This is a genomic window from Streptomyces sp. NPDC059582 (assembly GCF_042735715.1).
In the GTDB taxonomy this organism is placed as follows: Bacteria; Actinomycetota; Actinomycetes; order Streptomycetales; family Streptomycetaceae; genus Streptomyces.
On sequence record NZ_JBHWCC010000122.1, the window covers coordinates 1 to 1,424 of the forward strand.

General features: G+C 68.0%; 1 protein-coding gene. It reads left to right on the forward strand.

Annotated features, from left to right (window positions below; all coding sequences use genetic code 11):
- Positions 1 to 57 precede the first annotated feature (57 nt).
- Positions 58 to 1,332: an IS701 family transposase gene (locus ACFV0T_RS42150; protein ID WP_385790853.1), complete on the forward strand. Its 1,275-nt coding sequence runs from the start codon at positions 58 to 60 to the stop codon at positions 1,330 to 1,332.
- Positions 1,333 to 1,424 lie beyond the last annotated feature (92 nt).

Genomic DNA, 1,424 nt, shown 5'->3' on the forward strand with positions numbered 1-1,424 from the left:
CTAGTAGGACTCCGTTATGTCCGTGTGTCGGTCCTAGTCGGGGGCATGTGTAGGGGTGTGGATGCACATGAAGTGAACCGTGCTCGGGCGAAGTTGGCGTTATTCGTGGCTGATGTGTTCGCCTCGGTACCGCGGAAGGACCAGCGGGCCAAGAGTGACTGCTATCTGCGGGGTCTGATGCTGGACGGGCGGCGTAAGTCGATCCAGCCGATGGCGGAGCGGCTGCCGGACGGCAATGAGCAGAACCTGCAGCAGTTCGTGAACCAGTCGACGTGGGATCCGGTGCCGGTGCGTCGGCGGATCGCGCAGCGGATGGTGCCGCAGGTCGGCCCGGACGCCTGGGCGGTCGATGACGTGTCGTTCCCCAAGGACGGCCGGATGTCGGTGGCGGTCGCGCCCCAGTACTGCGGAGCGCTCGGCAAGCAGGCGAACTGCCAGGTCGCGGTGAGCGTGCACGCGGTCTCCGACACGGCGTCGTGTCCGCTGCAGTGGCGTCTGTTCGTGCCTGAGGAATGGGCGGCGGATTCCGTCCGTCGGCGCAAGACGGGGATCCCGGAGGAGATCGGGCACCGGGAGAAGTGGCGCCTGGCCCTGGACAGCATTGACGAGCTGGCCGAATGGGGCCTCGTCCCGCCGGTGCTGGTGGCCGACGCCGGTTACGGGCAGAACGCCGACTTCCGTGACGGGCTGGAGCGTCGGGGCATCGGCTACGTGGTGGCGGTCCGCTCAGATGTGACCGCTCACCCGCACGATGCGGTGCCTGCGGTCCCGCCCTGGTCCGGCAACGGACGCAAGCCGCAGCCCCGTTACCGCGACAAGCCGTCCCCCATCGCCGCGCTCGCGGCCGGCCACGGGCGACAGGCTTTCACCGAGGTGACCTGGCGGGAGGGCTCTCGAGGCCGGATGCGCTCGCATTTCCTGGCCCTGCGGGTACGGCCGGCCGGCATCAAATCCCGCCGCCTCGCCCGGGCCGCCGCCGCAGACCCAGGCAGCTGGGACGGCGTCCTGCCCGAGATGACGCTGCTGGTCGAATGGCCCGCGGGCGCCGAGGCACCCACCGATTACTGGTTGTCCAATCTGCCCGACACACACTCCCTCGCCGGGCTGGTCCGCCTCGCAAAGATCCGCTGGCGCATCGAGCACGACTACCGGGAACTCAAGCACGGCCTCGGCCTGGACCACTTCGAGGGCCGTTCCTGGAACGGCTGGCACCACCACGTCACCCTGGTCACCGCCGCCCACGCGTTCCTCACCGAACAGCGCCTGGCCCCAAAAGCCGATACAGCGGACTCACCCTCTACCAGATCCTCGACACCATCCAGGACCTGCTGAACTGCTGGACCGGCACCTGCACCACCTGTCACCGCCCCCTGCCCAACAAGAGGCCACCAAGATCAAGACAGACCTAACGGAGTCCTACTAGT